Consider the following 10,872-nt stretch of genomic DNA (forward strand, 5'->3'; position numbering starts at 1 on the left):
GTCAGCCAGTCAGGCTACCTGAAAGTATTCAGGTAGCCTGATTTTTTTCTGAAAAAGGTTTATCGGGCAGGGGGCGTGGCGGTTTGGTAGCGTCCGCCCATGGCTTTGTAAATCATCGCTTCGTGTTTGAGCGTGGTGTAGCGGGCTTGGAGCAGGCTGTGTTCGGCGGCGTATTCGCTGTTGAGTGCTTGCAGCCAGTCGCGCAGGCTGCTGCGGCCGTGCTGGTAGCGCACTTGGTGGTAGCGGCTGTTTTCCCGTGCCAGGCGCAGGGCCTCGCGTGCATTTTCTTGTTGCTGCAGGCTGTGGCGGTAGAGGCGGTATTGGTTGTGGACTTCGTGCAGGCCGGTGAGCAAGGCTTTTTCAAAAGCCAGTTTGGCCTGCTCGAATTCGGTTTCGGCAATGCGGTTTTGCCAGCGCAGGGTGGGCCAGTTGAGAAAGGGCAGGCTGATGCCGATGCCGCCGCCGAGCACGGGCACTTCAAATAGATTGGCGGCGCGGTTGGCACTGTGGCTCAGGGCGGCGTTGAGGGTGATGCGGGGATACCAGCTGCGGTATTGGGCGGTTTGGTTTTTGAGTGCGGCTTGCAAACGCGCTTCGGCGGCGAGCAAATCGGGGCGGTGGGTGAGGGCGGTAATGGGAATGTCCAGATTGGGGCCGCCGTTTTTGATTTCCGGCAGCTGGAAGTGTTCGGGATCGGGCCCGAACGACCCATTTTGTTCGGGGTCGCTGTTGAAGATTTGCGCCAAAATACTGCGCGCCGCGTGGCGGTTTTCCTGTAGTTGGCGCAGTTGGTCTTGGGCGGAGAGCAGGGCCTGACGCGCCTGCACCGGCTCGTTGGCCGACACTTTGCCGTGACGGTGGCGGCTTTCGGCAATGCGCAGGATGTTTTGGTAGTTGCCCACCGCCTGCTCTTGCAGACGGATGGCGCGGTTGAGGTAGGCAATGTGGAAATAGCCGTCCACCACATTGTTGATGACGGCCAGCCGCGTGGCGGCCAGGTCTTCGGCGGTGGCGCGCTGCACCCAGATTTGCGCCGAGGCGGCGGCATTGAGGCGACGCCACAAATCCAGCTCGTAGCTCAAGCCGAGCTGGCTGCTGTAGCTTTTCGGGGCGTTGTTGCCGGTTTGCAGGTTGCGGCTTTGCGATACGCCCAGGTTGGCGTTGACATCCGGCACCAGATTGGCGCCGAGGATATTGGCCTGATAAAGCGCTTTGTTGACGTTGAGGGCGGCCTGTTTCAAGTCGGTATTGTGTTCGAGCGCCCGTTTGACCAAGGCGTCCAGTTTCGGGTCGCCGTAGGTTTGCCACCAATCGTGCTGCATGTGCGCCCGATAGAATTCGGCGAGGGTGTCGTCGGCCACGACTGCATTGGGTCGTTCGCGCATGGCTTGGTGCAGGCCGATGCCGGCGTCGGGCGTGGTGTCGATGGCGCAGCCTGCCAAGCATAAGGCGGCGAGGCAGGCGGCGGAAAAGCGGGCGGAAGTCAAAGTCATGATGGATTACCGTTGGCGGTTTTCAGGTAGCCTTGGGCTGTGTGAGTGGCGGAGCGGTATTGGGCAACAGGCTACCTGAAAAGTTCAATCGCGCGACAAGGCCGCGATGGGGTTGAGTTTGGAGGCGTTTTTCGCCGGAATAAAGCCGAACAGAATGCCGATGGCGGAGGAGCAGAGCACGGCGGCAATAATCGACAGGGTGGAAAACGACATGGCAAATTCAGCGGCCAGGGCATTGAACAGCAGGCCGATTAAATAAGACAGGCTGATGCCGATCAGGCCGCCGATCAGGCAGATGAGCACCGATTCGATGAGAAACTGCTGCAAAATATTGGCCTGCCGGGCACCGATGGCCATGCGGATGCCGATTTCGCGGGTGCGCTCGGTGACCGACACCAGCATGATGTTCATCACGCCGATGCCGCCCACCACCAGTGAAATCAGGGCAATGCTGGAAATCAGCAGTGTCATGGCGCCGGTGGTGCTTTCCACGGTTTTTTTGATGCTGTCGCTGTTGCTGGTGAAAAAATCTTCTTTACCGTGCCGGGAGATGAGCAATTCTTTCAGCCCTTGTTCGGCCACTGCGCTGGATACTTGGTCTTGGATTTTTACCGTAATCGATTGGATGTGGCGTGCGCCGGTGATGCGCTGCATCACGGTGGTGTAGGGCGACCACATTTGCAGGTTTTCGCCTGCGCCGAAGCCGTTGGGGTCTTCCTTGGTGAGGCCGATGACGCGCAGCGGGCGTTTGTTGAACAAAATGGTCTGCCCCAGCGGGTTGCGGCCGTCGGGGAAGAGTTGTTGGCGGGTGTTGGGGTCGATCACCACCACTTGGGTGCGGTGATCGACATCGCTTTGGTCGAAAAACCGGCCTTCGGCCAGCTTGATGCCGCGCACGCCGAAAAACTGTTCGCCCGCGCCGATGATTTGTGCGTTCACATTGATGTTGCGGTAGGTGGCGGTGCCGTTGCCGGACATCATTGGGGTGGCGCTGTCCACATAGCCTTGTTTGGCAATGGCTTCCGCGTCGGCCACCGACAGCGTGCGGATGCGGTGGCGCGTGCGGTCGCCGAAGCCTTTGCCGGGATAAACCGCGATGGTGTTGGTGCCGATGGCGCTGATGTCGGCCAAGATTTTGTCTTGCGTGCCGCGTCCGAGCGCCACCACCGAAATCACCGAAGCGATGCCGATGATGATGCCGAGCATGGTGAGCAGGGAGCGCATTTTGTGCGACATGATGGCCTGCACCGACATGCGGAAGGCTTCGGCAAATTGGTCTTGGTAAAAGCGCCAGGACGACTGTTCGCCGCGGCTCTCGATGCGGTGTACGGCCTGATGCGGCTGTTTGCTGGTGTCGGCCACGATGCGGCCGTCGTGGATTTCGATCACGCGGTTGGCGAAAGCGGCGATGTTGGGGTCGTGGGTGACCAAAATAATGGTGTGGCCTTTTTGGTGCAGCTCCTGCAGGATTTCCATCACCATCACGCCGCTGGCCGAATCCAGCGCGCCGGTGGGTTCGTCGGCCAAAATGATTTCGCCGCCGTTCATCAGCGCCCGGGCAATCGATACCCGCTGCTGCTGACCGCCGGAAAGCTGGTTGGGGCGGTTGTGTTCTTTGCCGGCCAAGCCGAGGTCGGCCAGCAATTGGGTGGCGCGCGCTTCACGCTCTTTCTGCGCCATGCCGGCGTATACGGCGGGCAGAGCCACATTGTCGCGCGCGGAAAGGGCGCCCAAGAGGTTGTAGCGCTGGAAGATAAAGCCGAATTTGCGCCGCCGCAGCGCCGCCAGCTCGTCGGCGCTCATTTGGGCGGTTTCCACACCGTCTATGGTGTAGGAGCCGGAAGAGGCGCTGTCGAGGCAGCCGAGAATATTCATCAGGGTGGACTTGCCGGAGCCGGACTGGCCGATGATGGCGATGAAGTCGCCTTTCTCAATGGTAAGACCGACGTCTTTCAACACGTGTACCCGGCTGTCGCCTTCGCCGAAAGAGCGGTTGATGTTGCGGCATTCGATAAGACTCATGGGGGATTCTTTTGTTTTTCGATCAGGGGAAAAATCTATAAATCAGTGTGTTACAATATTGGCAATGGAGGCAGTGGTTATCGGTTTGATGTGGTTTTTCATCTCAAATAAAATCCGCATAAATAACGATATTCATGATTTCTAGAAAATGCAAGCGCATCTTTTTTGAAACTAAGCATGGCCATCATTGAGCAATAGGCCATAGAGGCAAGAAAAAGAGCGAATCCATGTCATGGATAGATGGTATGGTTTTCTATTAATCAATCAGATAATCAATCAGACTGCGTTTATCTATTATGGGTAAAGAAACGGTGAATGAAATAAACCCCAGATTTGGAAAGTATAGTCTATCGGCTTTATGGATAAGTTCATTGATTCTTTTTATTTTACTGCTTGCCGCGGCGCTCTCAGATTCTTTATCCGATTTTTTGGGTAACAAAAGCATATTGGCTATCATCGCTATGCTATTTATCTGGATCAATATGCATTTTACCAAAGTCGTCTCAATTCAAATAAGCGGAGATTGGATAAAAATAATTGATGAAAAATCCAATAAGGTTACGGTATTTTTAGAAAATAATATTGAAAACTATCATTTCAGTATCTCGAAAAAAGGGTGGTTGGATGTTTTGAGAGTAAAAGTAGATGGAAAGAACAAATATTTCTGGTTGGGCGGCGTGGGTTTTAATGAGGCAGGTCAGGATACTATATTAAAAAATAAGAGATATTTATTAGAAGGGTTGGAACAAGCGCTGCCAACCAAGCATAAGGTTGAAACCATAGATTCCATCATATTGTTTTCAGGAACCAAGTTGCCGTATATATTGGCTGCTATTGCTATTGGAATGGTATTGTTTTTTTTGGTTTATGTTTTCTTTTATATAGAATAAGAAAATTTTTGACTTTGATAATATGAAGATATTGCGCAGTCCAAGATGAAAATCAATTTACATGAATCAAACAAAAAATATACCGGCGGATAAGCTCATAAAAAGGCTTCGTAAGGTGGTGAATCCAATGCGAGGCAATACGTTTTTCATAAAACGCTGTACGCATATCATTTACCCCAAAATCTGACCGGCAAAATGCGGTTCAAGCGTTTTCAGGTAGCCTGCAAAGAGCCATGGGTTGGCAGGGCGGTGTCGGAAGCCAACCCTGCCTGCTGTTGTTCTGCTATTTGCTGCTCAGCCAATGAACGGCAATGCGGCCGTTTTCCCGTCGCAGTGTGGCTTTGTTGAGGCCGAGGTTGCCGCCGCGGCCTTCTTCCGCCACCACCACTTCATCGGCCGAAACCCATTTGACATAGCGGAAGAAGGCATCATCGTCGGGGCGGATAATGCGGTTGCCGGCCGGCAATGCCGGCGGCCATGCGTCTGCCTGGGCATCCAGCTTGTGCCGCAGCGCCGCGTAGGCGGCTGGCAAGTCGTCTGCGGCGTATTCGCATTCCCATACCTGCATATCGGCTTCTTCCACTTTTGCGGTACAGGCCAGTTGGTCGTCGGCCGCGGCGGCGTTCAGGGCGGCTGTCAGTAGCAGGGGCAGGAGTAAAGGGCGGTAAGACATGGAGGCTCCTTTGTGGTTGCGGTTAGGGGCGGTGGTGGGGTTTCAGGCAGTCTCTGCGCAGGCTGAGACCTGTGCAAAACCCCCATCTGCGACGCATTTCTGCGTTGTGCGTTTATGCCCTATGGGTACTGCTCGCTCGCTTGCCTATCTATGTGATATGTCTGTCCCACGGGGATTCCTGACGTTCACGCTCACTGCGCTGCTACGTCTTGAACTGCATCCACATCTGGTGGAGGTTTTGCAAAGGCCTCAGGCTACCTGAAGCGCTTACATCATCGGGCCGCCTTTCCAAGCTTTGATGTCGCCGTCGCTTTCGGACACGATCACTTCTTCGCCTTCTTTCAGGCCGGAGGTGATTTCGGTGCGCACGCCGTCGCTGATGCCCACGCTCACGCGGCGTTCTTCAGGCCGGCGTTCGGCGGTGAGGATGCGCACGAAGCGTTCGCTGCCACGCTGTTTGACGGCCATCGCCGGCACGGAAAGCACGTTTTGGGCTTCGTTGATGACGATGTTGTTTTGCGTGGTCATGCCGATGGCGAGTTTGCCGTCTTCGTTGGGCACCAGGGCGCGGGCGTAGTAGTAGATGGCGGTGTTGGTGGTGTCGGTGCTGGTGGTGTAGCCGCCCTGCGACATGGTGGTGAGGCCGGGATCCACGCTGTCCAGCGCGCCTTCGCGTTCGTGCTCGGGATCGGCCAAGGTGGTGAACAAGAGGCGCTGACCAGCCTGCACTTTGGTGACGTCGCCTTCGGCAATCTGCATTTTATTGAGCATGCGGCTGAGGTCGGCAATCTGCACGATGGTGGGCGTGGTTTGGTTGGCATTGACGGTTTGGCCTTCTTCCACGCGCACGGACACCACGGTGCCGCTGATGGGTGCGGTGATGCGGGTGTAGCCCAAGTCGGCCTCGGCAGTGTTGATGGCGATGCGGGTTTGGCGGATCAGCGATTGCAGCTCGGCCACTCGGGCTTTGGCGGCGGCATGGGCGTCTTGGGCGTTTTCCAGCTCTTGGCGCGAGGTGGCGTTTTCGGCCATCAGGGCTTGTTCGCGGTTGAGCTGGCGGCCGGCGGTTTGTAGGGCGATTTGGGCGGAGGTGAGTTGGGCGCGGTAGGTATCGAGCTTGGCGCGGTGGGTGTTGAGGGCGTTGGCTTGGGTGGTGGCGTCGATTTCGGCAATCAGGTCGCCTTGTTTTACCTGTTGGCCGATTTTGACGTGCATCACTTTGATTTGGCCGGAAGCTTGCGCGCCGACGTCCACCAGTTGGGCGGCGGAGATTTCGCCGGTGGCGGCCACGGTTTGGCGCAGGCTGTCGCGGCGGGCGGCTTCGGTCAGGTAATCGATTTGCGGCTCTTGGTTGCGGTTCATCCAAAAAAAGAGGCCGACAATCAGGGCCAGCAGAATAACGGCGCCTGCAATCCATTTGGTGCTTTTTTTCATGTTGCCAAAATACTTTCCGGCAGATGCCCGAGGAAAAGCGGTATTGTAGGCAAACTGCACATGGCGTTAAACCGCCTTAACATAGGATTACCCACCATCGGCGCAATTGCCCGCCACAGCGGCCTCCAGTAAACTGCCGCCCGTTTTGGTGTTTCAGGTAGCCTGAAAATGTTTGATGAGCGACCCCTGCTGCGCGTGGTGGCGGGCATTGTGTATAACCATGAAGGCGAACTGCTGCTGACTTCGCGTCCGGCCGGCAAAGCTTACGCCGGCTATTGGGAATTTGCCGGCGGCAAGGTGGAGGCGGGCGAAACCGAATTCGCTGCCTTGCAACGTGAATTGGCCGAGGAGTTGGGCATCACGGTCCATCGGGCGCTGCCGTGGCTGGTGAAAATCCACAGTTACGAGCACGCCCGCGTGCATCTGCGTTTTTTCCGCATTCCGGCTGAGGGCTGGCAGGGCGAGCTGCAGGCGAAAGAGGGCCAAGAGTGGGCCTGGCAGCAGCCGGGGCGCTACACCGTGTCGCCCATGCTGCCGGCTAATGCCGCTTTATTGGCCGCTTTGGCGGTGCCTGATGCGCTTTCAGGTAGCCTGAGTGCCGGGCTGGGCGACGGTGCGGCTTATCGGGTGGTGCCTTATGCTTTGAGCGAACCCGGCCATGCGCGGGTGTTGCTGACGCTGGAAGAGGCGGCCAAACTCGGCCGTTTGCCGGCAGCCGACAGCGTGTGGCTGGCGGTGGCCGATGAAGCCGGTTTTGCGGCGGCGCAGGATGCCGATGTGGTGGTGTGGACGGTGGGCGACGATGCGGCGGCGGAAACGCTTTGCCAGGTAGTGTCGGCCGGTGTGGCGCTGCCGGTGGTGGCTTTGGCCGATGCTGTGCTGGCTGAGCGTTACCGCGAACGCTGGTTGGCCGCCGGCGTGCACGGCGTGGCGGTGGCGCAAGAGCGTGCTGATTGTTGAGGAGTAGAGATGTCCCGTTTGGGTTTGAATCAGAAGAAAGCTTTGGCCGTGGCGGTATTGCTGTTGGTGTTTGCCGCCACCAAACTGTTGGCGCTGCAATGGTTTACCCAACAGAAACCTGCTGTTAGCCAAACCGCCGCGCTATGTGTGCCGGCACAGGGCTGCACCTTGCCCGACGGCAGCCACCTGCATTTTTCCGCTTTGCTCAAAGGGCCGTTTGACATCGAACTGCGCCAAGTGCCGAGCGGGGTGGACAAGGTGTCGGTGAGCTTTTCCATGCGTGATATGGACATGGGCTTCAACCGCTACGATTTGCAGCCCCAAGCCGACGGCAGCTGGCGCGCCGAAGCCGTCCGCCTGCCGCTGTGTACCGACCAGCGCCGCGATTATTTGGCCGACATCACCGTAGGCCGACAGACGTTTCAGGTAGCCTTTGAGGCGCGATAAGCGTTTTTCAACCGCTTACGTCTCTGTCTGTTGAGTTGATCCCACAGGGGGCAACGAAATGCGCACAAGGTGTTTCATCTTGTGCGCATTTCTTCTGCCTGGTCTCTGCGGTTCTGTTTCGAACAACTGCTATGCCAGCAGATAATCAACAGATTGAGACCTTTGCAAACCCGCATCTGCGGCGCATTTTTGCGTTGTGCGTTTATGCCCTATGGGTACTGTTCGCTCGCTTGCCTATCTTATGATATGTCTGTCCCACGGGAATTCCTGCGTTCACGTTCGCTGCGCTGCTACGCCTGGAAGCGGCATCCACATCTGGGGTTTTGCAAAGGTCTCAGATTGTGGGCGCGGAAAATGTCTGAATGTCAAGGTAATTCAAGCGTAGTGGTGCATCAGGCGAAGGCATGATGGGATGTCGGTGCGGTATCGGCCATGATTATTGTTGCGGGAAATAAAATGCGGCTATCCCCAGTAGGTTGTTGAGGGCATGAACGAGAACCGGGTAGCGCAGCTGGCGGGTGTGCAGATAAGCGCCGCCGAGCACGCAGCCCATGCAGAAATACAGCAGAAAGCCGGGTTCGGTGGGCAGGGCGTGGACCGCGGCGAACAGCAGCGCAGAAAATGCCAGCAGGGCATAGCGTTTGCCGCGCTGTTCCAGCCGGCCGAAGCCGCTGAAGAAAATGCCGCGGAACAGCAACTCTTCGGCCACTGGCGCAAACAGCACCGAATGGACAGCCAGCAACAGCGGCATTTGCCTGAATAAGGCTTCCAGCGCCTGCTGGTTGGCCAGGTTTTCCCAGCCGGGCAGGCCGAGTGCCGAGCAGACGGCTTCATACACCGGAGATAAAGCCAGTAGCAGGCCGAGATAGACCGCCGACCAAAGCAGTTGGCGCCCGACCGATGGCGTTTGCGCGGGGGCGGCGAAGTGCTCCGGCTGGGTGCGGCGGCGGTAAATGCGCCAAAACCAGAATGCCATGCCCGCTGCGCTCAGGGCATAAACCAGCCCGCCGCACACAATCAGCGCGGTGCGGAAACCGCCTTCCTGCAAGGCGCTGCTGAACTGGATCAGAAAAGACAGCAGAATAATCGGCAGGTTGATCAGCAACAGGAGGCCGATAAAGGCGAAAGGCGGGGCAAGACGGTGCATAGCGGTGTTATTTCGGTTTGCTGGCCAGAATATTGATGACTTTGCGCGGCGGTGCGGCTTCGCTGCCGTCCTCAGGGCTACCTGAAAACTGAGCCGGCACGTTTTCGCGGTCGAAAGCCAAGTCACCGCCGTGTTTGAGGGTTTGCCCGCGGACAATGCCGGCAAAATCGAACAGTTCGGTATCGGCCAGGTGGGAAGGCACCACGTTTTGCAGGGCGGAGAACATGGATTCGATGCGGCCGGGGAAGCGTTTGTCCCAGTCGTTGAGCATTTCTTTGATGACTTGGCGTTGCAGATTGGGCTGGGAGCCGCACAGATTGCAGGGAATAATCGGAAACTGCTTGAGTTCGGCGTAGCGCTCCAAGTCTTTTTCCTTCACATACGCCAGCGGGCGGATCACGATGTGTTCGCCGTTGTCGGATACCAGTTTCGGCGGCATGGCTTTCAGTTTGCCGCCGTAAAACATATTCAGAAACAGGGTTTGCAGAATGTCGTCGCGGTGGTGGCCGAGCGCGATTTTGGTGCAACCCAGCTCTTTGGCCACGCGGTAGAGTACGCCGCGGCGCAGGCGGCTGCACAGCGAACAGGTGGTTTTGCCCTCTTCAATCACGCGCTTGACCACCGAATAAGTGTCTTCTTCCACAATCCGGTAAGGCACGCCGATGCTGTCCAGATAAGCGGGCAGCACATGTTCGGGGAAGCCGGGCTGTTTCTGGTCGAGGTTAACCGCCACCAGCTCGAAATCAATCGGGGCGCTGGCCTGCAGCTGGCGCAGAATGTCCAATAAGGAGTAGCTGTCTTTGCCGCCGGAGAGGCAGACCATGATTTTGTCGCCGGCCTCAATCATATTGAAATCGTTGATGGCGTCGCCGACGGCATGGCGCAGGCGTTTGTTTAATTTGTTGTTTTCGAGTTCGTGTTTCGGCTTTTTCGACATGGCGGCAGCGGCGGAAAATAAAGGCGGCGATTGTACCGCAAACTGCTATTTCCCTGAAGTCTGCGCCCAAATGCGGTACACTGGCGGGCGTTTTCATTTTCCGGCAGAAAGGCGTCTATCGTGTTTTTCAGTAAGCTCTTGGTTTTTCTGATTTCTTTTTGGTTTGGTGCGTATATTTTGGCCGGCTACGGCGTGGCGCCGCTGTTGTTTCAACAGCTGCCGCAACAGCAGGCGGGTTATCTGGCCGGCGTGTTGTTCGATGTGGTCAATTACGCCGGGCTGCTGGTGTGGGGCTTGGTTTATCTGGCCGGCCGTTCTGCCCAAGGCCGCCGATACGAACGCAGCCACACCGGCAAAATCGTGGCCTTTACCTGGCTGCTGCTGGCCGCTTCCCAGTTTTTGATTACTCCGGTAATCAAAGCCCTGCGGGAAAAACAAACCTACTGGCTGCACGATTGGGTGGGCGGCAGCTTCGCCGCCTGGCACGGCACCTCCAGCAGCATTTACCTGCTGGTAAGCCTGATTACCCTGTTTTTGCTGCTGCGGCTGTTGAAGTTTGAATGGCGTTGAGCGGGGTATCTGGACCGTGTAGCCACACTTTTCCGCAGACAAAAGGCACTTCATTTTCGATGAAGTGCCGTTTGTTTATGCGTGCCTTGCTTTCAGGTAGCCGTTGTGAGCTTCAGGCTGAGACCTTTGCAAAACCGCCATCTGCGGCGCATTTCTGCGTTGTGCGTTTATGCCCTATGGGTACTGCTCGCTCACTTGACTATCTGTATGATATGTCTGTCCCACGGGGATTCCTAGAGCAACTTCGACTAAAAACGTTACATAATAGTTTTTTCTGGCAGCCGGAGCATGAGATGCGA

10 protein-coding genes and 2 pseudogenes are annotated in these 10,872 nt (G+C 56.7%); 6 read left to right on the forward strand and 6 right to left on the reverse strand.

Translation table 11 applies throughout. The features are described from left to right. Window positions 1-59: 59 nt before the first annotated feature. Together HMPREF9371_RS00325 and HMPREF9371_RS00330 are read right to left on the reverse strand one after the other, a co-directional pair. Window positions 60-1,493 carry an efflux transporter outer membrane subunit gene (locus HMPREF9371_RS00325; RefSeq protein WP_009117774.1) on the reverse strand — a complete coding sequence of 478 codons (1,434 nt, stop codon included), beginning with the start codon at window positions 1,491-1,493 and terminating at the stop codon, window positions 60-62. 84 nt (window positions 1,494-1,577) lie between these two features. Further along, on the reverse strand, window positions 1,578-3,515 hold the full coding sequence (locus HMPREF9371_RS00330; RefSeq protein ID WP_009117775.1) for a MacB family efflux pump subunit: 1,938 nt from the start codon (window positions 3,513-3,515) through the stop codon (window positions 1,578-1,580). 296 nt (window positions 3,516-3,811) lie between these two features. Between HMPREF9371_RS00330 and HMPREF9371_RS00335 the strand changes: the two genes are divergently transcribed. Continuing rightward, on the forward strand, window positions 3,812-4,405 hold the full coding sequence (locus HMPREF9371_RS00335; RefSeq protein WP_009117777.1) for a hypothetical protein: 594 nt from the start codon (window positions 3,812-3,814) through the stop codon (window positions 4,403-4,405). 283 nt (window positions 4,406-4,688) lie between these two features. On the opposite strand, the gene HMPREF9371_RS00340 is transcribed toward HMPREF9371_RS00335, so the two are convergent. Next, window positions 4,689-5,078, reverse strand: a complete 390-nt coding sequence (locus tag HMPREF9371_RS00340; RefSeq protein ID WP_009117778.1) for a hypothetical protein — start codon at window positions 5,076-5,078, stop codon at window positions 4,689-4,691. Window positions 5,079-5,149: 71 nt separating this feature from the next. On the opposite strand from HMPREF9371_RS00340, the pseudogene HMPREF9371_RS12875 reads away from it, so the two are divergent. Then, window positions 5,150-5,340, forward strand: a pseudogene (locus HMPREF9371_RS12875) (ATP-dependent exonuclease). 5 nt (window positions 5,341-5,345) lie between these two features. Here the strand turns inward: HMPREF9371_RS12875 and HMPREF9371_RS00345 are convergent. After that, the gene (locus tag HMPREF9371_RS00345; protein ID WP_040659876.1) at window positions 5,346-6,512 is read right to left on the reverse strand and encodes an efflux RND transporter periplasmic adaptor subunit; all 1,167 of its coding nucleotides are present in this window, start codon (window positions 6,510-6,512) and stop codon (window positions 5,346-5,348) included. Window positions 6,513-6,680: 168 nt separating this feature from the next. Between HMPREF9371_RS00345 and HMPREF9371_RS00350 the strand changes: the two genes are divergently transcribed. Together HMPREF9371_RS00350 and HMPREF9371_RS00355 are read left to right on the forward strand one after the other, a co-directional pair. Then, window positions 6,681-7,472, forward strand: a complete 792-nt coding sequence (locus HMPREF9371_RS00350; RefSeq protein ID WP_009117780.1) for a (deoxy)nucleoside triphosphate pyrophosphohydrolase — start codon at window positions 6,681-6,683, stop codon at window positions 7,470-7,472. Window positions 7,473-7,481: 9 nt separating this feature from the next. After that, window positions 7,482-7,919 (forward strand): hypothetical protein, encoded by a 438-nt coding sequence (locus tag HMPREF9371_RS00355; RefSeq protein ID WP_009117781.1) that lies wholly within the window; start codon window positions 7,482-7,484, stop codon window positions 7,917-7,919. Window positions 7,920-8,355: 436 nt separating this feature from the next. Here the strand turns inward: HMPREF9371_RS00355 and HMPREF9371_RS00360 are convergent, their stop codons facing one another. Together HMPREF9371_RS00360 and ttcA are read right to left on the reverse strand one after the other, a co-directional pair. Then, window positions 8,356-9,066 carry a CPBP family intramembrane glutamic endopeptidase gene (locus HMPREF9371_RS00360; RefSeq protein WP_009117782.1) on the reverse strand — a complete coding sequence of 237 codons (711 nt, stop codon included), beginning with the start codon at window positions 9,064-9,066 and terminating at the stop codon, window positions 8,356-8,358. 7 nt (window positions 9,067-9,073) lie between these two features. After that, on the reverse strand, window positions 9,074-10,003 hold the full coding sequence (gene ttcA / locus HMPREF9371_RS00365) for a tRNA 2-thiocytidine(32) synthetase TtcA (protein WP_009117783.1): 930 nt from the start codon (window positions 10,001-10,003) through the stop codon (window positions 9,074-9,076). A 120-nt stretch (window positions 10,004-10,123) separates the two neighbouring features. On the opposite strand from ttcA, the gene HMPREF9371_RS00370 reads away from it, so the two are divergent. Together HMPREF9371_RS00370 and HMPREF9371_RS12880 are read left to right on the forward strand one after the other, a co-directional pair. Beyond that, window positions 10,124-10,573, forward strand: coding sequence for a DUF4149 domain-containing protein (locus tag HMPREF9371_RS00370; protein ID WP_009117784.1), 450 nt, complete (start codon window positions 10,124-10,126; stop codon window positions 10,571-10,573). 59 nt (window positions 10,574-10,632) lie between these two features. Continuing rightward, window positions 10,633-10,872: pseudogene (locus HMPREF9371_RS12880) on the forward strand (hypothetical protein); the annotation flags it as partial.

It is taken from the genome of Neisseria shayeganii 871 (assembly GCF_000226875.1).
Taxonomy (GTDB): Bacteria; Pseudomonadota; Gammaproteobacteria; order Burkholderiales; family Neisseriaceae; genus Eikenella; species Eikenella shayeganii.

Coding starts and splice junctions, on each gene's coding strand:
- HMPREF9371_RS00325 (WP_009117774.1), bottom strand. CDS start 1,493: ATGACTTTGACTTCCGCCCGCTTTTCCGCCGCCTGCCTCGCCGCCTTA.
- HMPREF9371_RS00330 (WP_009117775.1), bottom strand. CDS start 3,515: ATGAGTCTTATCGAATGCCGCAACATCAACCGCTCTTTCGGCGAAGGC.
- HMPREF9371_RS00335 (WP_009117777.1), top strand. CDS start 3,812: ATGGGTAAAGAAACGGTGAATGAAATAAACCCCAGATTTGGAAAGTAT.
- HMPREF9371_RS00340 (WP_009117778.1), bottom strand. CDS start 5,078: ATGTCTTACCGCCCTTTACTCCTGCCCCTGCTACTGACAGCCGCCCTG.
- HMPREF9371_RS00345 (WP_040659876.1), bottom strand. CDS start 6,512: ATGAAAAAAAGCACCAAATGGATTGCAGGCGCCGTTATTCTGCTGGCC.
- HMPREF9371_RS00350 (WP_009117780.1), top strand. CDS start 6,681: ATGTTTGATGAGCGACCCCTGCTGCGCGTGGTGGCGGGCATTGTGTAT.
- HMPREF9371_RS00355 (WP_009117781.1), top strand. CDS start 7,482: ATGTCCCGTTTGGGTTTGAATCAGAAGAAAGCTTTGGCCGTGGCGGTA.
- HMPREF9371_RS00360 (WP_009117782.1), bottom strand. CDS start 9,066: ATGCACCGTCTTGCCCCGCCTTTCGCCTTTATCGGCCTCCTGTTGCTG.
- ttcA (WP_009117783.1), bottom strand. CDS start 10,003: ATGTCGAAAAAGCCGAAACACGAACTCGAAAACAACAAATTAAACAAA.